Source organism: Saprospiraceae bacterium (assembly GCA_026129545.1).
Classification (GTDB): Bacteria; Bacteroidota; Bacteroidia; order Chitinophagales; family Saprospiraceae; genus M3007.
In genome coordinates this window covers 700,767-727,071 of the sequence record JAHCHX010000001.1, presented here as the reverse complement: position 1 = coordinate 727,071, position 26,305 = coordinate 700,767, and the positions used below count along the sequence as shown (strand labels likewise).

General features: G+C 53.7%; 10 protein-coding genes and 1 CRISPR repeat array (1 of these 11 running past the window's edge). Of the genes, 6 read left to right on the top strand and 4 right to left on the bottom strand.

The window, feature by feature from the left end; genetic code table 11:
- Positions 1-1,112: direct repeats of the CRISPR family, unit length 29 nt; unit sequence CTCTTAATCGCACCAGATTGGAATTGAAA; it reaches 8,598 nt to the left of the window's first position.
- 288 nt (positions 1,113-1,400) lie between these two features.
- From KIS77_02555 to KIS77_02545, 3 genes are all read right to left on the bottom strand, one after another.
- Positions 1,401-1,892, bottom strand: coding sequence for a TlpA family protein disulfide reductase (locus KIS77_02555; protein ID MCW5921196.1), 492 nt, complete (start codon positions 1,890-1,892; stop codon positions 1,401-1,403).
- 111 nt (positions 1,893-2,003) lie between these two features.
- Positions 2,004-3,587, bottom strand: coding sequence for a hypothetical protein (locus KIS77_02550; protein ID MCW5921195.1), 1,584 nt, complete (start codon positions 3,585-3,587; stop codon positions 2,004-2,006).
- Positions 3,588-3,944: 357 nt separating this feature from the next.
- A complete protein-coding gene (locus tag KIS77_02545) occupies positions 3,945-4,370 on the bottom strand; it encodes a phage tail protein (protein ID MCW5921194.1) in 426 nt (141 codons plus the stop codon).
- Positions 4,371-4,537: 167 nt separating this feature from the next.
- On the opposite strand from KIS77_02545, the gene KIS77_02540 reads away from it, so the two are divergent.
- Positions 4,538-7,828 (top strand): hypothetical protein, encoded by a 3,291-nt coding sequence (locus KIS77_02540; protein MCW5921193.1) that lies wholly within the window; start codon positions 4,538-4,540, stop codon positions 7,826-7,828.
- Between the two features lie 206 nt (positions 7,829-8,034).
- Here the strand turns inward: KIS77_02540 and KIS77_02535 are convergent, their stop codons facing one another.
- Entirely contained in the window at positions 8,035-10,743 is a 2,709-nt protein-coding gene (locus tag KIS77_02535) for a S8 family serine peptidase (protein ID MCW5921192.1), read from the bottom strand.
- A 241-nt stretch (positions 10,744-10,984) separates the two neighbouring features.
- Between KIS77_02535 and KIS77_02530 the strand changes: the two genes are divergently transcribed.
- The 5 genes from KIS77_02530 to KIS77_02510 all read left to right on the top strand — a co-directional run bounded on the left by KIS77_02530 (position 10,985) and on the right by KIS77_02510 (position 26,305).
- Positions 10,985-16,201, top strand: a complete 5,217-nt coding sequence (locus KIS77_02530; GenBank protein ID MCW5921191.1) for a proprotein convertase P-domain-containing protein — start codon at positions 10,985-10,987, stop codon at positions 16,199-16,201.
- A 398-nt stretch (positions 16,202-16,599) separates the two neighbouring features.
- Positions 16,600-23,196, top strand: a complete 6,597-nt coding sequence (locus tag KIS77_02525) for a gliding motility-associated C-terminal domain-containing protein (GenBank protein MCW5921190.1) — start codon at positions 16,600-16,602, stop codon at positions 23,194-23,196.
- A 141-nt stretch (positions 23,197-23,337) separates the two neighbouring features.
- Complete coding sequence (locus tag KIS77_02520; GenBank protein MCW5921189.1) at positions 23,338-23,976, top strand: LysE family transporter; 639 nt, start codon at positions 23,338-23,340, stop codon at positions 23,974-23,976.
- A 17-nt stretch (positions 23,977-23,993) separates the two neighbouring features.
- Positions 23,994-24,905, top strand: coding sequence for a sterol desaturase family protein (locus KIS77_02515; protein ID MCW5921188.1), 912 nt, complete (start codon positions 23,994-23,996; stop codon positions 24,903-24,905).
- Positions 24,906-25,039: 134 nt separating this feature from the next.
- Positions 25,040-26,305 (top strand): ABC transporter permease, encoded by a 1,266-nt coding sequence (locus KIS77_02510; protein ID MCW5921187.1) that lies wholly within the window; start codon positions 25,040-25,042, stop codon positions 26,303-26,305.

Sequence of the window (26,305 nt, the reverse complement as noted above, 5' to 3'; positions counted from 1 at the left end):
AAAAAATAGTCAGTGTGAACACGAAGCTCTTAATCGCACCAGATTGGAATTGAAACGAGGTCACCGTGTCCCGCTCCCTAAGTATTATCGCGCTCTTAATCGCACCAGATTGGAATTGAAACAAGTGAGCAAGAATATTCTCCACATAACGCGTACCCTCTTAATCGCACCAGATTGGAATTGAAACGGGTCTCCAAGTCCAACAAGTTCGACAGGAAGGTCCTCTTAATCGCACCAGATTGGAATTGAAACTGCGAGTATGCGTTTTGCCAGAGAGATGTACCAGAGGCTCTTAATCGCACCAGATTGGAATTGAAACTATGCCTCCGAGGCAAAAGAGGTTTACGACCGCCACCTCTTAATCGCACCAGATTGGAATTGAAACGGGTCTCCAAGTCCAACAAGTTCGACAGGAAGGTCGTCTCTTAATCGCACCAGATTGGAATTGAAACCAGCAATCATAGTGGTTGCCTTCTCGAGGGTATCCGCCTCTTAATCGCACCAGATTGGAATTGAAACAAGAAGCCTCCACGCCAACCAAAAGAAGCCTCCACGCCTCTTAATCGCACCAGATTGGAATTGAAACCCTGTCAGCGTGGCCCTATTTCCGCCTGTCAGCATGCTCTTAATCGCACCAGATTGGAATTGAAACTGTCTCGAGGTGGCATCCGGTTGTGATGTTTTTTCTCTCTTAATCGCACCAGATTGGAATTGAAACAGGTGACTCTCCATTTCTTTTTTGTTCCCAACCGCTCTTAATCGCACCAGATTGGAATTGAAACATCGCCACGCCGCATGGACGCTATCGTACCTAAATGCTCTTAATCGCACCAGATTGGAATTGAAACAGCCCCTCGAAATGCTCGCTATTTCCTGCTCTCTGCTCTTAATCGCACCAGATTGGAATTGAAACCTTCCGGAAATTCGGTATTATCGTGAGGAAAAACATCTCTTAATCGCACCAGATTGGAATTGAAACGAGTAATGGTGGGGAAGGGTGGGAATGGCCTGATGTCTCTTAATCGCACCAGATTGGAATTGAAACGATAGTATCGCTTACACCCTTAAGTATATTGACAAGTCTCTTAATCGCACCAGATTGGAATTGAAACTTTATTCTTGATGTATTGTAAAAACTTAGGCAGGACAACAGACATTGAATTTTGACAGGATTCGCAAGATTTACAGGACATATGAGGAGGCTTCGCTGCGAAAAACCCTGTAAATCCTGTCAAAACATATAAGGCAGTCATCCGAGTCCTCTCCGTTTGGAGGCTGACTAAGTTTTCACGAATATCAACCATGCTCGACCGAAAAACCCTATCGAACAGAGCATAAAAAACCGGAAATCAGGCACAAACCCCGATTTCCGGCTCCTAAAAAGACCAGCGCAAAAAAGGTTACTTCCTCAGCGCCTTGATTTTTTCCTCCAGTTCCAACTCGTCGCCCGGCGTGTAGCCGACATGCTCATAGACAATGTTGCCAGAAGCATCGAGCAGAAGCGTGTGCGGCACGGAAGCAACATTGGCCGTCTGCTGAAACTCCTTGTTGTTGTCGTGCAGGATACGGTACTCCCATCCCTTTTCCTTCACCATGGCAGGTATCTTGGCTGCGGTGCGGGTGTCGTCCACGCTCACAGCCACGAGCTCCATGTCATAGTCCTTTTGCCAGTCGGGGTAGTAATCCTTGATGGCATCGAGTTCTTTTTTGCAAGGCGAGCACCAAGTGGCCCAGAAACTAATCACCGTGATTTTGCCGGTTTTGCCGAGTTCTTGCACGTTCATGGATTGACCTGCAAGGGTTTTCACGTTGGCAGAGGGAAGGGTTTTGTTTTGGGCGAAAGCCGCGACCACAGCAAAGCAAGCGGCCAGCACAAGGAGTGTTTTTTTCATTGCCAAAATTTGATTTTGAAAAACGTAAGCTATTTGAAAGGCTCAAAGGTAAAACGCCGGGTTTTGCCGATTTTTTGTTTAACCAACGCTTAACGATAGGCCCCGCTCGGCTCAGTTTTCCACGAAATACATGTCAATCTCGCCTTTGTTCTTGGCGGATATTTTCCCCCGGTAATGGCAGGGCGCAAACGTCTTGACGATTTCGTAAGCCTCGCCGGATATGTTGATTTTGCCGCCTTCGCCCGCCTGTTCCACGCGAGCGGCGATGTTCACCGTGTCGCCCCAAATATCGAAGGCAAATTTCTTGGAACCGACCACACCCGCCACCACAGGGCCTCGGTGTATGCCGATGCGCGCGTCGAAGCGGGGCAATCCCTTGGCATCGCGCTCGGCATTCCAAGCCGTCAGCCAATGCTGCATCTCACGGGCCGCGCTCACCATGTCGCGGGTTTGGCTGCTTTCCTTGTTGCCGTTCGGGTTGAGGCCGCCAGCGCACATGTAGGCATCGCCGATAGTCTTTATCTTTTCCAACCCGTATCGGGCGATGATATCGTCGAAAGCTTTGAAAGCCGTGTCGAGCTCGCTCACGAGGTCTTGGGGGTTGAGCTGTTCGGCGATTTTGCTGAAACCCACGAAGTCGGCAAACAAGACGCTGGCATTTTCAAAATAGCGGGCTTGAGTGCTGCCATTCTTTTTGAGCTCGTCGGCCACGAGCGCGGGCAGGATGTTGAGCAACAAGTTCTCGGAGCGTTCCTGCTCGGCGCGGATGGTCTTGTTTTTTTCTTCCAGCACCTTGTTGTATTGGCTGGCGCGAGCGAAGCTAAACAGTGAGCCACCGGCGAGCAGCAGCAGGGCGGCGATGGCCGCGATATAAAACTTCCGGTTGCTCTCAGCCTCGCGCAAGGCAAGGCTTGAGTTTTCCACTTTTAGCGAGTCGAGGCTATTGCGAAAAACCACCGAATCGAGCATGTAACGCTGCTGCATGAGCAGCATGGAGGTCTTCATTTGCTCCTCGGTCATTTGGTCTATCTGTGCCTCGCGGGCGGCGAGCTGTGCTTGCAGCGCCTGCGCCTGTTTTTCAAAGTCAACTTTGCTGCCTCCGCCTGTCTTGCCTACGACACGAGCCTGCTGCTTGGCGATTTCCTGTTGCAGAGCCTGTATCTCCTCGCGCAGCTCCTCCCGTGTGATGGGCGGCGGGGGTGGGGGCAGCGGAGCGGGGGGCTCGACCACACCACCTTTAAGCCGTTCTATCTGGGCTTCTATGTCGGCTATGTCCTTGCTTCTCCCGCCTTTTCGTGCCAGCGCAAGCATGTTTTCGAGATTGTCGAGCGCCAATGCCTTGTTGCCCGAGCGCGTGGAGCGAAGAAGGTCGAGGCTTTGCTCGAATCTGCCAGCTGCTTTGCGTTTGCCAGACAGCATCATGGCCTTGCCTTCGCGGTTGAGGGCTTTGGCGCGGAGCTCCGACTGCTTTAGTTTTTTTGCAAAATCCGCTGCTTCGTCAGCCCATTTGATGGCGTTGTCGTAGTCGCCGGCTTGGGTCAAGGCTTCGGCAAGCGCGATGAGTTTTTCCACACGGTCGGTGCCGGAAGCGGCACGGGCCTCGGCTTCCAATTGTTGGATATTCTGAGCAGGGGAGATGAAAGAGCAAAAAAGGAGGACTGGCAAAAGAGCCAGCCGAACGAGTATTTTCAACATGTTGCGGTGCGTGGTTGCACTGTTTTTAAAAAAGTGATGCGAAAGTATGGGAAGTCGCGTTCTGTGAGGGCAAGTATTTTGCCAAAACAAAATAGAGTGCCACTCTGACCAAGTTTATAGGAGGCAAGATGCTTAGTCGGTAAAATGATGCCACACATCAAGTGAAGCGAATGTGAATTTTTGTGCGGTCAGTTGGGAATAATGCGGGGTGAAATGACAGGTGAATGACTCGTGCGCTGTGCACGCTCAGAAGCACACCTTGATTCGATAGAATCTGTCAGTTCACCCTGATTGATGCCGTGATTTTGAACAGAATGCGCTTTTAGCCACGCCCAAAACCTGGCGGCGCGAAGTATATCATCTTGCTTCCATCGCCATCGAGTCGAACGCCAACTCTACCTCCTCCACGACGGGCTGCGCCTTCGACGCCGTGAGCGGCGAATAGGAAACTCTCGCAGGAAAGGCGTTGCGCAATTTCCAGACAAAAACAGGCTCGTGATGCTTGTTGAGCAGACTGACGACGACATCCCGCTGACTTTCCTGAGCAGCCTGCTCCTTCCACCATTGGTACATTTCCAAGTCGCCTTTTTTCAAATATCGGCGCAGCACCACGTTGCGCACCTCTTCCGCCCCCGGCAATTTGCGCGCATTTGCATCGAGTTGAGCGCCATCGCGGAAAAGCACCACCTCGCGCTGGAAAGTCAAGCCGTGCACTTCCGTGAAATCTTCTCGACTGCCGCCCCACTCCACTTTAAAATGATGGTCGAGCACAAAATTATTCATGTTGAAAAAAAATTTTAGCCGGTGAAAAAAAGAGCAAAACAAGTTGAGGAGCCAATGAATCATGTGCCAAAGTTAGGCATATAGCTCACGCGACACGCCCTTTCATCGAAAAACACTCGTTTTTGCGCATGATTTTGCAGTTTTGCCCCAACTAAATCAATTTTTGGATGAAGCATATCACACTTGCCTTTTTGCTAAGCGGCCTCGCAAGCGGCCTTTTTTCCCAAAAACTCGATGCCGAGATTTTAAAAACCCTCCATATCCGCAACATCGGTCCCGGCGCCATGTCGGGGCGCATCACCGCTATCGCCGTTGACCCCGTGCGGCCGGAAGTCATCTATGCCGGAGCAGCGTCCGGCGGCGTATGGCGCTCCAGAAGCGGCGGCACCCAATGGGAACCCATCTTCGACAACGCTCCGACGCAAAGCATCGGCTCCATCGCCATCCATCCGCGCAACCCCGACGAAATCTGGGTCGGCACTGGCGAAGGCAACCCCCGCAACTCCCAGAATTTCGGCGCGGGCATTTTCAAAACAATCAACGGCGGGCTGGACTGGGTGTGCATGGGCCTGCAAAACACCCGCACCATCCACCGCGTCGTGTTGCACCGCGACAACCCCGACGTGATTTTTGCGGCCTCGCTCGGCTCCGCCTACGGCCCCAACGCCGAACGCGGCGTGTTCAAAAGCAGCGACGGCGGCAAAACTTGGCGCAAAGTGCTGTTTGTGAACGATTTGACAGGCTGTGCCGAACTCGTGGCCGACCCGCAAAACCCCAACAAACTCTTCGCCGCCTTGTGGGAATACCAACGATGGCCTTGGTTTTTCAAAAGCGGTGGCAAAGGCTCAGGCCTCTATGTGAGCTACGACGCGGGCGAGACCTGGGAACGCCGCACCGACAAGGACGGCCTGCCCGAAGGCGAACTCGGCCGCATGGGCCTTGCCGTTGCCAAAAGCAACCCCGATGTGGTGTACGCGCTCGTGGAAGCCAAAGACAACGCACTCTACAAAAGCACCGATGGCGGCAGAAAATGGAAAAAAATGGCCGACAAGGGCATGGGCGACCGACCTTTCTACTACTCCGAAATCTATGTGGACCCGAAAAACGAAAATCGCGTCTATTCGATTTACACCTACATCTCGCGCAGCGAAGACGGCGGCAAAACCTTCGAGACTTGGGCGGGCTGGCACATCCACCCCGACCACCACGCCTTCTGGATTTCGCCAGACAACCCCAACTACATCATCAACGGCAACGACGGCGGCCTCAACATCACCCTCGACGGCGGAAAAACTTGGCGCTACGCCGAAAACATCCCCGTCGGCCAGTTTTATCACGTCGAGACCGACAACGAAATACCCTACAACGTCTATGGCGGCTTGCAGGACAACGGCTCGTGGGTAGGCCCCTCGGCGGTGTGGAAATCGGGCGGCATCCGCAACTCCGACTGGCAGGAGGTCTATTTTGGCGACGGCTTCGAGACCATGCCGCGCAAAGACGACCCGCGCTATGTGTTCGCCATGTCGCAAGGCGGCGAGCTCGGCCTCATTGACCGCCAGACCGGCGACACCCGCTACCTCAAGCCGCTGCATCCCGACGGCCAAGCCAAACTGCGCTTCAACTGGAACGCCGCCCTCGCCCAAGACCCACACCGACCACACGGGATTTACTTCGGCAGCCAATTCCTGCATTATTCCACCGACTTGGGTCAAAATTGGCAAATCATCAGCCCCGACCTCACCACCAACGACACCTCGAAAATGAAGCAGCAGGAATCCGGCGGCCTCACTTTCGATGCCACCAGCGCCGAAAACCACTGCACCATCATCGCCATCGCACCATCGCCCGTGCAGCCCGGCGTAGTGTGGGTCGGCACTGACGACGGAAACGTGCAACTCACCCGCGACAACGGCAAAACGTGGGAGAATTTTGCTTCCAAACTACCCGGCGCACCCAAAAACGCATGGATACCAGCCATCGAGCCGGGGCAAAAAAACGCCGCCGAAGCCTTCGTGGCCCTCAACAACTATCGCCAAAACGACTGGCAACCCTACCTCTATCACACCACCGATTTTGGGAAAACATGGAAAAGAATCGCAAGTCCGCGTAATTTGCGAAGCAGCCATTTAGGTCATTCAAGCAATTCAAAAAATGACCGCAATAACCCCAATGACTTTAACAACGGCAATTACGCTTTGTCAGTCGTGCAAGACCCCGAAGTGCCCAGCCTGATTTTTCTCGGCACCGACCAAGGACTTTATGTTTCCATTGACTACGGCGAAAATTGGACCTGGTGGCCGGGTAGCTCCGCTCATGCCGACGGCAGGCAAGGCCTTCCCGCAGTCCCGATTTTCGACATGAAAATCCAGCAGCGCGACGGCGATTTGGTGCTCGGCACCTTCGGGCGCGGCATCTGGATTCTCGACAACCTATCGCCCTTGCGCGAACTCGCCCGCTCCAATGGCAATATGCTTGCCCAGCCTTTCAAACTCCTCCCCGCACAGCCAGGCATTTTGGCCCGATACCGCTCCTTCGATGGGCCGCGTTTTGCGGTGGATGCCGCCTATTCGGCGGAAAACAAAGGCACATCTGTGCGCATACCCGTGTGGGTGAAGCCCGGTCTCGGCGCTGCTGCCCAAGCCTCGAAAGAAGACGGAGACAAAGAGCCGAGCGAAGAGAAAAAGGACGAAAAAGGCTCCGCCAGCAAAAAGAAGGAAAAAGCCGTCATCACCGTGCTTTCGACGAACGGCGACACCTTGCGCCGCTTCAAGACCGAGCTCGACACCCTTTTCACCCGCTCCATCTATTGGAATATGGACACAAAGGGCGTGCGCTTCCCTTCCAAAAACGAGCCTGACAAAGACCAACTCGAACCCGGCGGCGGCCCCCAAGTCGGCCCCGGCACCTATTGGGTAAAGGTGAAATACATGGACTATCAGGACTCTATACAGGTGCGCGTGCTCGACGACCCTCGCCTCAACGTCACTACCCGCGACCGCGAAGCCAAGACCGCCGCCATCCGCGATATGCACCAGACCATCGAGCGAGCCAACAAGGGGTACGAACGCTTGAAAGAAGCCGAAAAAACCATTGGGCTGGTGGAAAGTCAATTCGTCAACGTGCCCGATAGCCTCAAAAAAGAAGTAAACAAAATGGGCAAAGCATTGAAAGACTCTATCAGCAACCTGAAAGAACAATTTTTCACGCACAAGGAGGTAAAAGGCATCCAGCGCAACCCGGATGTGCTCAACGCGCGGTATTGGAAAGCAATGGGCTACATCAACGGCGGGCAAGGCGCTCCAAACGCCACGGCACAAATCGCCATTGCGGAGGCTAAACGCGAAACCGATGAACTCGTGAGCAAAGTGAACAATCTGCTCGACACCTCATGGAAGGAATATCGAGCGAAGGCCGAAGCGGTGCAGTATTCGCTGTTCAAAGATTTTGATAGGTTGTGACTGGTTTGAGGGCTTGCACGACCAAGCGCAGCGGACGGTGTTTGATTTGCGATTTGCGGTTTACGATTGATTCGATTTGCCGTTGTTGGTGTCCGGCCAACAACAAGCGGCGGAGTGCGCGGCCACACAATCTTCGCCGCCCCCTCCCTTAGCAGGGATACCAAACAACGGTAATCAGGCCGGGGCGGCATATCCGCCGCGCTTGCTCACTGTTTCAGAATTCGACCTGAATAGGCTTGCTCGCCTTGAAAGAGCCGCACCCAATAAACGCCCGCAAGCCACGATGCCAGTGAGAGACGCAAAGGAACTTTGTCTTGCATGGCTTGGGAAGATGTATGGATGGGATGCCCCATCACATCCCAAACAACAATTTCCCATGAGCCAGAAACGCCGTCGGGCAAGCCCAGCCACACCTCATCGGCGGCGGGCAGCGGATAAACCGACAATTGCTTTTGTTGGGTACGCGGCACCTCGACGGAGACGGGAGAAGTCAATAGTTCAGCACAATAATCCTCCACCTGACCGAATTGGAAAGTCTCACAAGGCAAAGGCGAGTCACCAGAGACACCCCTGAACTTCATCATCACCCGCATTCGAGTCAGGCCAGAATTGACAAAATCGGGCGGCACGATGAACCCGCTCACTGCCTCGTCGGAGGCCCAGCCCGGGTCGAAGGCCAACTCGCCGGGGTCGTCGAAGTCGCCATCCATGTTGAAGTCAATATAGATTCTAAAAAACTCTTTGTAGGGCAGACTTTGATACCCGGGCGTGATGGTGACACCCACAGGAAGGAGCGGGGAAAACTGGGGTCTCGGACACAAACAGTTTGTGAAATTCTGGTAGCCCCCCCCACCATTGCCAGAGTTATGTTCCCAATCGCCGATGCTGACATTCGCAATCCATTCAGCGGTGGCATCTTGGCTTTTGGCGCTACAATAATCGGCATCAAGACAAGAGCCGCAGCCAGTGGTTTTGAAAAAAATGGACGCGGAAAAAACGGTAGAGCCAGTATCGCATACGGTTTGCACCGCCGCTTCATATTCTGTGCAGGGCAGCGTGTTGCTCACCACAAAAGCAAGATTGTTGCCGATGTCGTGGATTTCCCAACTGCCATTTGTCGCGCGCAAGCGCAATCGGTATCCTTGTGCTGCTGTGACGGCGCTCCAAGCAAAGCTCGCGCTCGTGTTGCCCACCGAAGTCGTCCAAAGCGAGGCGGGTGGCTCGCAGCATCCATCGGTTTTGAAATAGTTGGGAGGCGACCAGCCGCTGGTGAGGCCACTCGTACAGAGCGCGATGAGCGAATACTCGTATTGGGTGCAAGCTTTCAAATTTTCCAACAAAAAAAAAGACTGCGACACATTGGCCGCGATGCTCCAGCTGGTGGTGCCGACTGCTCGCCAACGCAGGTGAACGGTTTGAAAATCTGCTATTTTCGACCACTTGATAAAGGCTGAATGGCTCGTCACATCGAGCGCCTGCATGGCAAAGGGGTGTGGGCAGGGGCTGCATTGGTCTTCGTAGTCCTGCAAAAGCGAGTAGAGGTTGAGCCGCCCGCCCGTGACGGTGATGCCTTGTAGGGCGGCATTGGGAGTGGTGCTGTTCAGCAGGCGTTCTTTTGTCCACAGAGCGGCGGTGGCGGGTGCGCTTTTGGCCAAGGCAATCAGATTGGGGCAGGGTGCTGCGTAGAGCAGACCAATAGCCCCGCTGACGTGTGGCGTGGCGAATGAAGTGCCGGAGTAAGTCCCGTAAGAGCTATTAGACCCTGCGGTATAAACCTCCTGGCCATAAGCGCCCAAGTCAATGTGCTTGGCTCCCCAAGCCGCATTGGGGGCTTTTTCGTCGCTGCGCGTCAGGTTGGTCACCGACACCAGAAAGTCGCTCGGGCAGGCAGTGGGGAGGTCGCCCACCACGTCCACGTTGACGGGGATATTGGCGGTGGCAGCCACGCTCAGGATGCCTGCTTGCCCCAGCGAATCGTATATGGCACACCAAAGTGGCGCGTTGGAGGGTTGGCCGTAGTTGGAGCCAAAAGAGCTGTTCACCGCAACGACAAAAGCCCCCTGAAGGCCATTGCTGAGGTTGTAGCGTCGCCGGGCCTGCCACACATAGTCATAAGCAGCGAGGATATTGGCCTGAGTGCCTCCGCCTGCCACGAACATGATTTTCACATTCCAGTTGACTCCCGTCACGCCGACGGCATTGTTTCCTCTGGCACCCACGATGGCGCTCACGGGTGTGCCGTGCCCCATGCTGTTGCCAGTGATGTTGTCATTGTTCTGAAAGACGTTCCATCCTCGAAAATCGTCCACATAGCCATTGTTGTCGTTGTCAATGCCGTCGCCGGGGATTTCGCCCCAGTTTCTCCAAAGGTTGGGCGAGAGGTCGGGATGGTTGGGGTCAACACCGCCATCAATGACGGCCACCACAATCGTGTCGCCGGCCGGGGTTAGGCCGCCCGTGGCGATGTCCCAGGCAAGGTCAGCATCCAAGTCGGCGTTGGGTGTTCCGCCATTCGAGCCAGTATTGATATATTGCCATTGTTGTGGGAAAAGAGGGTCGTTGGGGATAAGTTTGTAAGGGTAAGGGAGTGAAGAGGTGTCGTTTCGTTCTTCGCTCCAAAAATTCAATTGTGCCTGTCGCACTTCTGGTTGAGCGCGCAGCCAATCCAAGCTTTTGAGCTCGCCTCCTGCCAATGTTTCAAAAATCCAAACGTTGAGCAACGTGGACACTTTATTTGTCGTAATGGGAGGGACGGCCAATTGACGTTCCAAGCGCAAGGCAAGGTTTTGGGGCGAAAGGCCGGGTTGGAGGCTGACGAGTACTTGTCCGGGCTCGTAGGGTATCGTTTGCGAAAAACCGGAAAAAGCAGTACCCAAAAGCAGCACAAAGAAGAGGCAAAGTCGTCGGAAGTTCATTTTGCGATGATGAGAATTTCAGCAGGGAAACGCAAAAGTCGAGATGGGGTTTTGCCGAATTTTGGCGAAAGTGCGGAAATATGGCGCTACAGTTGTTGGGCAAAGATTGTGATTTTGTCATTACTTTACGGAGATTTTTGAAAAAACCAATTTCCAAATATTGATTGGAATTTGGTTAAAATTTCCGATGCCGATAAATTTTTTTCAACGGAAAGAGGCGTGTTTGCCAAATTATCCATTGATGTTTAATCTACTGAATCTGAACTCGACCCTCCCGCGCCGATTCGCGCGACTTGTTGCGGTGCTATTATTGGCCGCACTCCCCTTCATGGCATTGCAATCACAGTCGCCTTGTGCTTGTTCCGATTGCCCTTTGGCAATGCCCGATGGCTTCACGGGCAATTTTGCCGTGCAAATACAAAACGCCTCCAATCCCGTCTTGGGCCAAAATGGCCAAGGCATCTGTGGGGTAAGGCTGCAATTCGACCACGAATACCTCGGCGACCTGCAAATTTCACTGACTTCTCCCTCCGGGCAAACGGTAACATTGGTTGGCCCAACCGGTTTTTTTGATTTTACCAATTTCACCACTTGGAACGTGCTTTTCCTCCCTTGCGGCACCCCCCCTAGCCCCGACCCCGGCTTTGCCGGGCAGTGGAGCAATAATCAAAACTGGGGGCTTTTTGGCAATTATTCAGGCTCCTACCATCCCGCGAGCGGTTGTTTTGAAGACTTCAACGGCGGCACCGTGAATGGTCAATGGACGCTGAGCGTTTCGGATTTGCAGTCAACGCACGGGGGCAATTTGCTTGGTTTTGAAATCATTTTCTGCGATGCCGTCGGGGTGGAATGTGTCAATTGCGCAGCCAACGCGGGCAACTTGCTTCAGCCGGACGTGTCGGCTTGTGCGGGCGATGCGTCGCTCAATCTGAATTTGCCCCCCACTTTTGTGCCACCCAACGCGCTGCCGCCCACACCGGAATACACCTACACCTATCTGGTGGGCGGTTCGGGTGGCGTACTCCTTTCATATCAGATGCAACCCGACCTGACGGCTTTCCCGCCGGGCAACTACACGGTCTGTGGAATGTCGTACCTCACCGCGCAGTCGAGCCTGCTGCCGCCGCCCAACGGGGTGTTGACCCTTGTGGAGTTGGCCATCCAACTCAATTCCAACCAACCGCCTTTTTGCGGAAAAATCACCTCCAACTGCGTGAACGTGACGATTTCCCAGCAGCAGGGAACGCCTGCTGTTCCCGTTGTGCAAGGCGTTGGCAATGTGTGCGAAGGCGCGACTCATACCTACACGGTCGCTCCCGTCGCCGGCGCAAGTTTTTATGTCTGGCAAACCACTGGCGGCACCATCGTGTCGGGGCAGCACACGGAAACCGTCGTGGTGGAGTGGGGAGATGTGCCCATTAGCTATGTGTGCGCCATGGCAAGCAATGGCTGCGACACAAGCTTGCAAAATTGTCTCACAGTGACGGTGAACGAGTTGCCTGTAGCGAACGCGGGGGCTGACGACGCGGAGTGTGACTCTACAGCTTTTTTGCAAGCCATCAAAAGCGTGTCGGGTAGCGTGGGTAGTTGGGCGCTTGTATCTGGCCCCGGCACGGTCGTTTTTTCCAGCCCTGATTCGGCGGCGACGAGCGTCACGGCCAGCCAACCCGGTCAATATCTTTTCAGATGGACAGAGACCAATGGCATTTGCGCGGATAGCAGTGACGTGCTGATTGATTTTCGGGAAACGCCCATAGCAGGCCCAATTGAAATTGCGTGCGACGGATTGGGAGAATTTTATACCGTGTCATTTCCTATTTTGGGAGGCGTGGCACCCTACATCGTACTGGGAGCAGGCACCATATCGGGCAGCAACTTTGTTTCAGACCCCATACCGAGCGGTCAGTCGTATTCTTTCTACATCGAAGATGCCAACGGTTGTGTCTCGCCTTTGCTCAACGACTCGGTTGATTGTGCCTGTATCAGCTTCGCGGGTGCCATGAATCCGGCACCAATCACTGTGTGTGAGGGAGACAGTGCCATCGTGGAGCATCTGGGTGGCGAAACCCTCGACCCCAATGATGTGTGGTCGTTTGTGTTGCATGAAAACTCAGGGCCTTCTTTGGGCGGGGTCGTTGCGCAAAACACCACTGGCGTTTTTGTTTTTGAGGACGGTATGATCTACGGCAAGAACTATTACGCCTCTTTTGTGGTGGGCAATGGTTTGGGCGGTCTCCCTGACCCCGACGACCCTTGCCTCTCCGTCGCGGCGGGTCAGCCCGTCGTTTTTTTCCAAAACCCCGTGTCAAACGCAGGTGATGACCGCGACACTTGTGGATTGGTTTTGCAGATGTTCGCCGAGGACGTGAACGGCACGAGCGTGTGGTCGGTGAGTAGCGCACCGCCGGGCGCAACGGTGCTGTTTAGCAACCCCAATGATTCGGTGGCCGTCGTGACGGTTTCCGCATTCGGCACCTACGTTCTGACGTGGACCTCTGATGTGGATGGATGCCTCGGCACCGACGAAGTGACATTGCAGTTCAATGACTCGCCCGTGCTGACCGACTTGCTGCGCACTTGCGACAATGTGAACGAAAATTACTCCATCACGCTTTTCATGGAAGGCGGAAACCAACCTTACAGCGTGAATGGCGAACTGACAACAGGCGGCACCTACACTTCCGCTTTGTTTGCCAACGGACAGGCTTATTCTTTTGAAGTGGTGGATGCCAATGGATGCGCCATGCCACTGGTGACGGGGGTGTACGGATGCACTTGTTCCACTCATGCCGGGAGTATGCGCCCCGATACTTTGACCGCGTGCGAGGGGGAACTCGTTCAGGCCGCGCCGAACTTGTTGCTCCCCACTTTGGATGCCAATGATGTCACGGGATATGTGTTGCACAATGGAACAGGCACGGCGTTGGGACAAATTTTTGCGCAAAACACCTCGGGCTTGTTCGGTTTTCAAAATGGCATGAACTTAGGCCAAACCTACTACATCTCGCTGGTCGTTGGCAACAACCTGAATGGCTTTCCGAACCCTGCCGACCCTTGTTTTTCCGTGGCGAAAGGTCAGCCAGTGGTTTTTTGGAAAAAACCTATACCCGCACTTGCTGCCGATGCGGTCGTTTGTGACAGCACGCTCGCGCTTCAAGGGATTTCAGATGGTTTCCCGGGAACGTGGTCGCAAGTGTCAGGGCCGGCGATAGCGGTTTTTTCATCTCCTAACAGTATTTCCACCACGGTCTATGTCACGGTTTGGGGCACTTACACTTTTGAATGGACAGAGACGAATGGTGCCTGTGTGGGCGCTGATGGATTGATGGTCACATTCAACGAGTCACCATCCGTGAGCAACCTAACCGAGATTTGCAATGGCACCAATACGGCGTACTCGATTGGTTTTTCGGTAAGTGGTGGCATTGCTCCCTACTTGGTGACAGGACTGAACGGTGCTTTTGTCGGCAATGATTTCAACTCCGTGCCGTTGCCCAACAACGCTCCCTACACCTTCTCTGTGGTGGACGCGAATGGGTGCGCAAGCCATTCATTGTCAGGCATGAATTTTTGCGAATGCACTACCGACGCAGGCACCATGCAAACATCGCCGGCTTTGTTTTGCCCTCCCGCTCCCGCCACCGCCGTTTGGAACAACGATGCGACATTCGATGCGGACGATATGGTTCAGTTCATCTTGCACGACCAACCGGGCGCTTCCGTGGGCAATGTGCTGGCAGTAAGCACACAACCTGTTTTCGACTTTTCGAGCAATCTCCAACCGGGAATCACCTACTATATCTCGGCCATCGCCGGCAACAATGTCAGCGGCACGGTCGAATTGACCGACCCTTGCCTTTCCGTATCTCCCGGCACCCCGATTCAATGGAAACCACTTCCGACGGTTACTCTGTCGGGCGATGCAGCGGTGTGCAGCGGCGACTCGGTCGGGCTGTTGTTGAGCGGCACCGGAGCCTTTCCGCTTCAAGTGACTTACTCGGATGGCATCACTCAAAACACATTGCTCATCAGCAGCACACAGCCTGCGACGCTGCAAGTGGCACCGACAATAGCCACCACTTACACCCTGATTGAGGTTGTTGATGGCACAGTGCCGACGTGTAGCGCCGCGCTCTCTCAGTCTGCCACCGTCAGCGTGAGCCAACCTGTATCGGCAGGCACAGCCCATGCCGCCGTGGAACTTTGCGAGGGTGCCGCCCTCCCGTTGCAGCTTGTCAACTTCCTCACCGATGCTGACTTTGGCGGCCAATGGACGGAGACTTCCGCCGTGCCCTCGTCACCCGGTGCGTTCAACGCCCAAACCGGCACCTTTGAAACAGGTGGTCAGGCAGCAGGCACTTATACTTTTCGCTACACTTTGTCAGCACAACCGCCTTGCCCAAACGACGAGGAAACCGTGACTATCCGGCTGCTCCCACAGCCCGTAGCCGATGCGGGCAACGACCGCGCCCTCAATTGCGACCAAGCAGCCGTGTTGCTCGGTGGGCCGAACACCAGCACTGGCGCAGGCATCCAATATCATTGGCTGCTAAACGGCGACACAGTAGGCACGACCGCCCAAATTTTTGCCAGCTTCGCAGGCGAATACATTTTGAGCGTGAGCAATTCGGCGGATTGTTTTGCTGCCGACACCGTGACACTGGTATTGGACATTGACCCGCCGCGAGTGGAGGCTATTTCAGTGACCAACATTCGATGCTACGGAGACAGGGATGGTCAAATTAGCATTGATTCGGCCTTTACCAACTTCCCGCCCTTGCTATATGCGCTCAACAATGGCATGTTCAGTCCCAATCCGGTCTTTAAAAACCTCGAAGCAGGGACGTACACCGTGACCCTGATGGACGCCAATGGATGTGAATTCACTACACAGGTACTGACCATATCGGAGCCTCCCGAATTAAAAATTGAGCTTGGTGACGAAATCGAGGCAGCGTTGGGCGATTCTGTGTATCTTACAGCATCGCTCACTGTCTCGCTGACAGGCCTAGATACCATTGTATGGGGGCCGTTGCTTGATTCGGCGGCGGCAGGCAAAGAATATCAACATTTTTTGCCGCTTCAATCTCTGCAAGTAAGCGCGACAGTGACTGACACAACCGGCTGTGTGGCAAGCGACAAGGTGCTGATACGGGTGACGAAGGAACGACGTGTGTATGTGCCCAATGTTTTTAAGCCTACCAGTGCGGAAAATGGTATTTTTCAAGTGCTGGGAGGGACGGATGTGGCAGAGGTGGAAGTGTTCAAAATCTATGACCGATGGGGTGAACAAGTGTATGAGGCGCTTGATTTTCAGCCGGGAACGCCCGGGGTGGGCTGGATTGGGCGACATCGAGGGAAAGACGTGCTGCCGGGTGTTTATGTATGGTATGCGTTGGTGCGTTTCATAGATGGGCAACAGGAAATTTTTTCGGGCGATGTGACTGTTTTTCGTTGAAAAAGTGGGCTTTAAATCTTTTAAAATTTTGTTCTCAAAAATTCGATTGGGCGTTTTTGAACAAAATTTTCAAACTTTGTTTGTGAATAACATGAGTAAATAAAGGTTGGAACAAATAGTTAAAACGGCAACGAAAGGCGAATTCAAAATAAAATTTTTCCTTTCTTTGTGCCTCGTTTTAATTGCTTTCAAACACGCGCCTTCCCAATGCTTACAGATTTAATCGCTGTTTGCCTTTATCCCCCTACCGATTGTGAAATGCAATCCCATTAAAGTGCAACCTTATTTGCAAACCGAGAAAATCTTCTCCGTCATTAGCGGCACTCATCGTCCGGTAGCGAAAGATTCTTCGCGTTCGGTCGTCAACCCATATTCAAACGTTTTAAACTGCCGATTTCATGGTGAAAAAACTACTCTTACTATGTGTTTTGCTTTCAATATCTTTTTTGCTGAAGGCTCAAATACCTGACCCCTGCCCATCCAACAATTTCCCGGCGTCAGACTTTTGTGAAAGCACCTGTATTTACTGCAACTTCAATGGATATTCAGGCACCACGCAAGGCTACACAGGTCAAACCCCTCCGGGTTTTTGTGGCACCATTGAAAATGAGCAGTGGCTTGGCTTCATAGCAGGCGCTCCCGCCGCTACCTTTACTGCCACGCCAACGGGGTGCCAGACTGGCAACGGCATTCAAATAGCCCTCTACCAGAGCTGCTATGCAAACCCGATTGCTTGCAATGGCGGCAACGCGGGCGGTGGCAACACTCCTGTTTCCATCACTGCTACACTGACCCCCGGGGTCAACTATTTTCTGTTGATTGACGGCTACGCCGGAGACCAATGCAATTTTCTCATAACTGTAGCCCCCCCTTCGGCAGTACAAGCACCGAACGTGGGCAATGCAGGGCCTATCAGCGCGCCCAACACCATTTGCCCGGGTGGTCAAATACAGGTCTCCATTCCGCCAGTCAATGGCGCGGGTGGTTACAACTGGACTGCTACCGGAGGTGCCATCATCAATGGCTTGGGAGGCGCCGTTCAGACTTTCGCTCCCACTGGCAATGTGGTGACCATAACCGCCCCCACCAACGCGCCGCCGCCCACATCGTTTCAGGTGTGTGTGCAACCCATTAACTCATGCGACCAAGACAATCCTTTTGTCTGCCGGACCATTCAAATCCAGAAAATACCTGACACGCAACTGCCTCCTGAAACAGTCTGTGCCGAAGATGCGCCTTACTTGCTTCCATGGGGCCAGCTGGCTGGCATACCGGGCACAAATACCTACTCCCACACTTATACCTCTTATCAAGGTTGCGACAGCATCGTGCGGCAAACGATTACCGTCAAAGCGCCCATTGTGCGCAACTTGGCACCACAGACAGTATGTGCGGGCAGTTGTTACGTCGTGTGTGGCGACGAGTATTGCGACGGCGGCAACTTTCAGAAAATATGTGACTCATATCAAGGATGCGACAGCATCATCAACTTCTCTATTCTCTTGCTTAGCCCTGTTGCGGAGATTCTCGGTGGAGGGAATATCACATGCACCAACAATTCTGTCTTGTTGAGCTCGGCTCCCTCTCCGGGTGCCAAGTTTTGGAGAAACTCTATCGGTCAAATAGTGGGCACTGGCAATACTTTCACCGTGACACAGCCCGGCACCTACACCTTGCAGGTATCGGCCTCGGCGGGTGGCAATATCTGTGTCGCAAATGACACTATTGTAATTGGAGGCGATTTGACCCCACCCACCGTGTCAGCAAGCGGCGGTATTTTGGGCTGTGGCGTGGCGAGTTCAGTCCAATTGTCCGTAAATACCAACGCCACGAACCCCACTTACTCATGGTCAGGACCGGGAGGTTTTACCTCCAACTTGCCTAACCCGACGGTGAATCAGCCAGGGGCATACGTCGTCACCGTCACCAGCGCCAGCAATGGTTGCACCAACACAGCTACCGCAAACGTGACAGGCAACGTACCCCCCCCCTCGCCGACGGCATCGGGAGGCACCATCACCTGCGCATTGCCATCTGTGACATTGGAAGCAACCCCTACGACGGGTGTCACCTACTCATGGTCAGGCCCAGGTGGTTTTAGTTCCACACTCCAAAATCCGAACACGAACACTGCTGGCACTTACACCGTCACGGTCACCAACAACTCCAACAATTGCACGGCGACCGCGACGGCGACCGTAAATTTGAACAACACACCTCCCGCTGCGGGCGCTACCGTGAGTGGGCCCATATCCTGCCCAACCCCCAATGTCAACCTTAATGCCACCCCCGCTACGGGTGTCACTTATGCGTGGACGGGCCCGGGAGGCTTCACTTCTACCGCCCAGAACCCGCAAGTCAATACAGCGGGAACCTATAATGTGGTGGTGACGAGTACGGCCAATGGCTGCACGGCTCCTGCCTCAGTCAACGTGACGGGCAACACGACCCCCCCAGATATATCTGCTTCCGGCGGCACAGTGACGTGTGCCACGCAGTCTATTTCACTTACGGGCGGTTCGGCTACTCCGGGCGTTACCTTTGGTTGGACAGGCCCGGGTGGCTTCACCTCCAACCAACAAAACCCAACCGCCAGCACTGTGGGTACCTACACATTGACAGTGACCAATCCTGCCAACAGCTGCACTTCCACCGCGACCGCTACCGTGAATGGCAATTTCGCGGCACCAGATGCTTCGGCAACAGGTGGCATTATTACCTGCGCGACTTCGAGTACCACTATTTCAGGCAATTCAAACACGCCCAACGCTACGTTTGCATGGACAGGACCAGGTGGCTTCACTTCCAACCAACAGAATCCAACGGTCACAACCACAGGCACTTACACGCTCACGGTGACGAACCCCACCAATGGCTGCACCTCCACAGCGACCGCCGTCGTGCAACCGGATGCCAACGTGCCGGACGCGAGCGCGACTGGAGGCACTATTACTTGTTCCAATGGCTCTGTCACCTTGAATGGCGGCTCGAACACTCCAGGCATCACCCTTTTTTGGACGGGTCCCGGAGGCTTTACCTCCAACCAAGAGGACCCCGTCGTGACACTTGATGGCACCTACACACTTACAGTCTTGAATCCCTCAAACGGCTGTACGGCTCAAGCCACCGCCATCGTGAATCTAAATACCACAGCACCCGGTGCTACCGCCACAGGCGGCACACTTACCTGCAACGCTCCATCTTTCCAACTGACCGGAGGCTCCCCGACTAACGGTGTCTCTTTTGCATGGACGGGGCCAGGCGGCTTCACTTCCAACCAGCAGAACCCGAATGTGACCAGCAGCGGTGATTATACGCTTGTTGTCACCAACCCAACCAATGGCTGCACCTCTACCGCGACCACTACGGTAGCAGCAGACCAAAATGCACCCACAGCGGCATCCACCACTGGCACTTTGACTTGTGCGGTAAGCTCTATCGTGTTGAATGGCTCTTCCAATCAGACCGTCAACTACGCTTGGACAGGCCCCGGGGGCTTCACCTCCAACCAGCAAAACCCGACCGTCAATGTGCCGGGTGATTACACATTGGTGGTGACAAACACGACCAACGGATGCACAGGCAATACGACTGTGACGGTTGACCAAAATACCCAAGCGCCCGGTGCTTCCACCACGGGCAACACTATTAGTTGTTCCAGCCCACAAGTTGTTATCGGTGCCGATTCGCAGACGGGTGGAGTCTCATATTCATGGACGGGGCCGGGAGGTTTCATATCCAGTGCTCAAAACCCAACTGTTTCTCTGAATGGCAATTATATTGTGACCGTCACCAACCCAACCAACGGTTGTTCCAGTACCAGCACGGCAACCGTTCAAATTGATACGGTCACGGCCATATTACAAGCCTCCGCACCAGATGTGTTGACTTGCGCTGCAACGTCGGTCAATATTCAAGCATCGGTCAACACGGCTGGCTCTACTTTGCAAGGCCTGTCGTGGACCGGGCCGGGTGGGTTCACTTCCACGGTTGAAGACCCATCTGTCACCGCACCCGGCCTCTATACGCTGGTTGCCACATTGCAGAATGGCTGCACATCGCAAGTTCAAGTCAACGTCAGCCAAGACATTACACAACCAGATGTGGCAGCAGCAGGCGGTACACTGACGTGTATCATTACCACCATCAACCTCGATGGCAGCTCTGCAACAAGCGGCGCATCTTTCGCGTGGACAGGCCCGAGTGGATTCAATTCCACGCTTCAAGACCCACCTGTGACGGAGGCTGGCACCTATTCGCTCACGGTGACAGGCCCGAATGGTTGCACCTCGTCCACGACTGCGACAGTCGTGCTTGATGCCGTCGAGCCGGGCACCAATGCCGTCTCTTCCAACAATCTCGATTGTGACGATTTGAGCACCACTTTGACGGCTTCTTCGCCCACCAACGGAACAACTTATCAATGGGCAGGGCCGGGAGGCTTTACGGCTACCACGCCGACAGCCAATGCCTCGACCCCCGGCACCTACACGGTGACGGCGACCGGGCCTAATGGTTGCACTTCCGTTGCTTCTGTGGATGTTAGCCAAGACATTACCTTGCCCGGCGCGACAGCAGGAGGCGACACGACAGATTGTATCTCCGGCCAAGCCACATTGACTGGCAATTCACCCACTGGCAACGTGACTTGGCTTTGGAGCGGGCCAAACAACTTTAGTTCTACGCTTCAAAATCCGACAACTACTGTTCCGGGCAATTATACTCTCACAGTCACAGGACAAAATGGCTGTACTTCCACTGCCACCGCATCGGTTGAAGAAAACACCGACTCGCCCGATGTGACGTTGAGTGGCGGTGGCACGCTGACTTGCGCAGTGACCGAAGTCACGATTACGGGCACCATCACAACACCGGGCGCCACAGGCGTATGGACAGGGCCTGGAGGGTTTAACTCCACGAACAGCGCCATTACGGTGTCCACTCCGGGTGAGTATTTCTATACCGTGACGGCACTTAACGGTTGCATATCGGCCCCCTCCTCGACGGTTCCACAGAACATTCAAGCGCCGCAAGGCGTGACGGCAGCCGGTGGTTTGCTGAATTGCACGTTCCCGACCATTACCATGCAGGGCAACTCCACGACCCCTGGCGTCACTTACAGTTGGACAGGTCCGGGTGGATTTACCTCCAGCCAGCAGAATCCTTCGGTCACCAACGCCGGCGATTACATCTTGGTCGTGACCAACCCCGTCAATGGTTGCACTTCACAAGCAAGCACCACAGTCACGCAAGACCCAACGGTACCGAACGTGCTCGTGCAAGCCGACACGTTGACTTGTTCCGTGCAATCCGTCACGTTGCAGACTACTTCCGACCCTGTGGATGTCACATATCTTTGGTCAGGGCCGGGAGGATTCACCTCTACTGCGGAAGACCCAGAAATAAGTGTGCCGGGCAACTACACTGTGGTGGCAACGGCTACAAGTGGGTGCACATCCTCGTTCTCCATCAACGTACAACAGAATGTCGTACTGCCGGGCGCTACCGCGCAAGGTGTCATCTTGTCGTGCACTTCCCCGACAGGCACTTTGACGGGCAGTTCTTCCACACCAGGTGTCACTTATTCGTGGACAGGGCCGGGCGGATTTACTTCCAGCCAACAAAATCCCACCGTGTCGCAAACAGGGCTTTACACCTTGACGACCACCGGGCCTAATGGATGCACATCGGTGGCTTCAGCAGAAGTGCAACCCGACCAAAGTATCCCGCAGATAAGCGTCACGGGGGGAACCATCACTTGCTTGGTCACGAGCATTCAGTTGACCGCAGCATCCTCCAACGTGCCAAACGCTACTTGGCTTTGGACAGGACCGGGCGGCTTCACTTCCACTGTGCCCAACCCAACCGTCACTGTGGCAGGAAATTATACCGTGCAGGCCACTGCTCCGAATGGCTGCACTGCCACGACCGGAGCAACCGTGAACAGCGACACACAAGGCCCTACCGTCAATGTCGGCACGCCGGGCGAATTGAATTGTACCACCACACAAGTCGGCTTGCAAGCATCTGTGCCAACACCAGGCAGCTATCAGTTCCAATGGACGACTCAAAATGGCAATATCCTTTCGGGGGCTAGCACACAAACACCGCAGGTGAGCCAAGCAGGCACTTACACGGTGGTGGTGACTAACACGGCCAATGGTTGCACCACTGCTCAAAACGTGCAGGTGCAAGTAAATCCAGCCACACCTTCGGGCGTGGACAAACAAGTGCGCGATGTCACCTGCTTCGGCTTCACGGACGGTTCCTTAGCCATTGCAGGGGTGCAAGGCGGCACGCCGCCTTTCGTTTACTCGGTTGACAACCAACCTTTCACGACAGGCACTTTGTTCACTGGCTTGCCTCCGGGCACACATACCTTGATGATAGAGGATGCCAATGGCTGCGAATTTGTGACAACCTTTGAAGTCTTTGAACCACAAGAGTTGATTGTGAACTTGGGCCAAGATACCACCGTGCGTTTTGGCCAAAGCCTCTCGCTTTCGCTCGACAACATCGTGAATTTCCCCGACCGAGTGGCTCAAACCATCCTGTCGCCGCCAGGCGTGCTTGATTCGTTCTTGTGCGATGGCTGCACGGAGTTCACCCCCTTCTATTCTTTCCGCTATCGCGTCACGGTAGTGGACTCGAACGGATGCCGAGCTTCGGACGACCGTTTGGTCATTGTGGACAAAACACGGTATGTCTATATCCCGAACATCTTCAAGCCTGACTCACCGACCGAGAATGCCATGTTCTACATTTTTGGCGATGAGTCACAGATTGTCAATATCCGTGCTTTCCAGATATTCGACCGCTGGGGCAGCATGGTGTTCGACCGATACAACTTCCAACCCAATGACTTCAATTCAGGCTGGGATGGCACCGTGAAGGGAGACAAAGCAACTCCCGCAGTGTTTGTCTATTACGCTGAAATCGAGTTCATTGATGGAGAAATAATTCTCTACAAAGGCGACGTGATGGTGTATCGTTGAGGATTATGAAGGAATTTCAGGGGTGTGCCGTAAGTTTCAATGACTTGTGGCACACCCCTTTTTTTTTTAACCACACGTTAAATTTTGGTTGTGCTCTTGCGGCGCATTTGTTCGCTACTTTTGTGCCCGAAAACACACGGCATGGAAGCAATTATCAAAGGAACATTGGCGGGGCTTGCTTACGGTTTGTTGTTAGGCCCGCTTTTTTTTGTGAGCCTCAAAGTAACGCTCAGTCAAGGCTGGCGCAACGGTATCGCCCTCATCGGCGGGGCTTTTGCCAGCGATGCCACGCTGGTGGCGGGAGGCTGGTGGAGTGCGGCTCGACTCTCCGCGTTTGCCCGCTTGGAAGCATTTCAGTCGAGCATGGGATTGGTGAGTGGTCTGGTGCTGTTCGGCTTCGGTCTTTCCGCGATTTGGCCGCGTAAGCGCAAAATGTTAATGGAAGGTGCCGACGAGCCGCTTGCCAAACGCCGATATTCTTTCCTCAAAGGTTTTTTTATCAACATGGCAAACCCTTCCAACTGGCTGTTTTGGCTCAGTTTGGCCACGTTGGTGCAGACGGAAGCCATCCCATCTGAAGGACGTTATGCCGAGGTTTTTCTTATCGCCACACTTGCGGTGGTGTTATTGACTGACTTGGTGAAGGTGCTGCTCGCACACAGGATTGGCAAATACTTGAAGCCGGGTGTGCCGGAAAAGATTGTGCGCGTGGCGGGTCTCATCCTCTTGGCGGTGAGTGGATGGCTGCTGCTCAACGTGATAAAAAATGCCGTCGCATAATTGCGATTTGAAAACACATGGAAGCTCTTCGTGAACAAATCCTAATTCTTGTCAGTGCGCCTGTTTACATCGTCGTCATCTGCTTGGAGGTGGCATTGAGCCATTTTAGGCGTACTCCTTCCTATTCATGGCGCGATACTTTGAACAATTTGTACCTCATGTTGCTGAATAGCGGTATTGACCTGTTTTTCAGGGGAGGATATGTATTGGTGTTTGCGTGGTTTCACGACTTGCAGTTTTTTCGCATAGAATCCTCTTTTTGGTATTGGTTCTGGTTGGTGGTGGGCATGGATTTTTTATTTTATTGGCTCCACAGAGTGGACCACGCCAGTCGTTTTTTTTGGGCGGTTCATGTGACACATCATTCATCGGAAAAATTTAACTTGACGGTGGGTTTTCGCTCATCGGTATTTCAGCCGCTCTATCGCTTCATTTATTTTATACCGCTCGCGTTGGCGGGCTTTGAGCCGCTTGATATTGTGTTTGTTTTTTCTGCCACCCAAATTTGGGGCATCCTGGTGCACACGGAACACATCGGCAAATTGGGTTGGCTCGAATATATCCTCGTGACACCCTCTCACCATCGGGTGCACCACGCATCCAACACGCTCTATCTCGACCGCAATCTCGGCATGTTGCTCATTGTCTGGGATAGAATGTTCGGCACATTCCAGCCAGAATTGAAGGAACGAGAATACGAACCTATTCGCTACGGGCTGACTAAGCCGATTGAACGCCCCAACGCGCTGCGCCTCGTCTTGCATGAATGGGAGGGAATAGTGAAAGACCTGCGCAGGAAGGGCATCAACGTTTGGGACAAGTTGTGGTATGTGTTTGGCCCACCCGGATGGAGCCACGACAACAGCACGAAAACAAGCGTGCAACTTCGCGCCGAAGAGATAAATAGCAGTAAGGTCGTGAAGAAATAAGCGCCTCCAACCAATCTTTCAGTAGAAAAACTTCGGGTTTTTATCGAATCGCCATGTTTGCCAATGTGCTGACACCTACTTTTGATGTGTGAAATTCCTCACGTCGCACGTCTCTTTCACTGCTTTTTGACTTTATGAGGCAAATCATTCGCATCCTTTCTGAAGGCGCTGCCCAAGCTTGGCAACAATTGATGGCAAACAAGCTGCGCTCTTTCCTATCGCTGCTCGGCATCACGATTGGCATTTTCTGCATTATCGGGGTGAAAAGCGCCGTAAACTCCTTGGAGGACAACATCCGGGGCAGTCTTGCCAAATTGGGAAATGACGTGATTTACCTAAGCAAATTCTCTTGGACGGAAGACCCGGGCCAGAATTTCTGGAAATGGATGCGTCGCCCCAATTTTACGTTTCAGGAGTACGAGCGATTGCGCGCCAAACTAAAAGGCGCCTCTCAAGTAGGGCTTTGGCAATATCTGGGCGACAAGACGGTGAAGTGGCGCTCGTCGAGTGTGGAGGGGGTGCCGTTCATGAGCGTGACGGAGGATTGCGCGGAGATTTTTCGATTGGAATTTGACGGCGATGGGCGCTATTATTCACAAGCAGAATATTACAACGGTGCCGATGTGTGCATCATGGGAGCGGTGGTAGCAGAAAGCCTTTTTGGGGAAAATGTGGACCCTATCGGCAAGGACATCAACATAAGTGGCCGGAAACTTAAAGTGATTGGCGTGGTGAAAAAGTCGGGCAAAGACATCCTGAAAGTGATGAACTTTGACAATGTCGTGCTCATCGGCTACACCCTTGCCCGTCGCGGATTCAATGTGCGAGCCAAAGGCCCTTGGGCCGGCACCACGAGTTTGGGCGTGAGAGCGCGAGAGGGTGTTGATTTGGAAAACTTGAAAGATGAAATCACGGGGGTGCTGCGCTCCGAGCGTCGCTTGAAACCGCGTGAAGAGACCAATTTTGCATTGAACACACTGACCATATTGAGCGGCCTTTTCGACAGCCTGTTTGGAGTCATCAACATGGCAGGTTTCATTATCGGGGTGTTTGCCCTGTTAGTGGGAATGTTCTCGGTAGCCAACATCATGTTCGTGTCCGTCAAGGAACGCACCAACATCATCGGCATCAAAATGGCACTTGGGGCCAAACGCTGGTTTATTCTCTTGGAAATTCTTTTTGAGGCAATCGTGCTATGCGTGGTGGGCGGAGCCTTTGGCTTGCTGCTTATCTGGTCTATCACCGAAATCATCACGGCTGTCATTGATTTCGACATTCACCTGTCGCTCTCCAATATGCTTATCGGCGTGCTGACCTCTGTGGTGGTGGGAGTGCTGTCGGGTCTCATTCCTGCCTTGCAAGCCAGCCGAATGGACCCGGTGGAGGCGATAAGAAAATGA

Excerpts from the sequence above, each read along its gene's own strand:
- KIS77_02540 (MCW5921193.1), top strand. The coding sequence starts at position 4,538 with ATGAAGCATATCACACTTGCCTTTTTGCTAAGCGGCCTCGCAAGCGGC.
- KIS77_02525 (MCW5921190.1), top strand. The coding sequence starts at position 16,600 with ATGGTGAAAAAACTACTCTTACTATGTGTTTTGCTTTCAATATCTTTT.
- KIS77_02530 (MCW5921191.1), top strand. The coding sequence starts at position 10,985 with ATGTTTAATCTACTGAATCTGAACTCGACCCTCCCGCGCCGATTCGCG.
- KIS77_02535 (MCW5921192.1), bottom strand. The coding sequence starts at position 10,743 with ATGAACTTCCGACGACTTTGCCTCTTCTTTGTGCTGCTTTTGGGTACT.
- KIS77_02515 (MCW5921188.1), top strand. The coding sequence starts at position 23,994 with ATGGAAGCTCTTCGTGAACAAATCCTAATTCTTGTCAGTGCGCCTGTT.
- KIS77_02510 (MCW5921187.1), top strand. The coding sequence starts at position 25,040 with ATGAGGCAAATCATTCGCATCCTTTCTGAAGGCGCTGCCCAAGCTTGG.
- KIS77_02555 (MCW5921196.1), bottom strand. The coding sequence starts at position 1,892 with ATGAAAAAAACACTCCTTGTGCTGGCCGCTTGCTTTGCTGTGGTCGCG.
- KIS77_02520 (MCW5921189.1), top strand. The coding sequence starts at position 23,338 with ATGGAAGCAATTATCAAAGGAACATTGGCGGGGCTTGCTTACGGTTTG.
- KIS77_02550 (MCW5921195.1), bottom strand. The coding sequence starts at position 3,587 with ATGTTGAAAATACTCGTTCGGCTGGCTCTTTTGCCAGTCCTCCTTTTT.
- KIS77_02545 (MCW5921194.1), bottom strand. The coding sequence starts at position 4,370 with ATGAATAATTTTGTGCTCGACCATCATTTTAAAGTGGAGTGGGGCGGC.